Below are 201 nucleotides of genomic sequence, written 5' to 3'. Positions count from 1 at the left end.
CTGTTGTAATTTCTGGTTGAGTTGGTGTTGTTGGAGTTGCTGCTGTAGCTTCTTTTGGTGCGCTTGCTTCTGATGTTTGACCATCTTTTGTAGCTTTAGCTGTCACATTACCTTCTGGAATATCTACAGTTGGTGTGATTTTAGCTTTACCATCTGCTCCTGCTGTAGCTTCACCAATCTTGTTACCATCTTTGTCGAACA

Annotated in this window: 1 protein-coding gene; it reads right to left on the bottom strand. The window is 41.8% G+C overall.

Annotated features, from left to right (window positions below):
• On the bottom strand, positions 1-201 hold a 201-nt coding region (locus tag HMPREF2987_RS10935; protein ID WP_180364489.1), incomplete at both ends, for a hypothetical protein.

The organism is Streptococcus sp. HMSC067H01, from assembly GCF_001814775.1.
Taxonomy (GTDB): Bacteria; Bacillota; Bacilli; order Lactobacillales; family Streptococcaceae; genus Streptococcus.
Note: the sequence above shows the minus strand (reverse complement) of the source record. Positions and strands in the feature narration are given on the sequence as shown.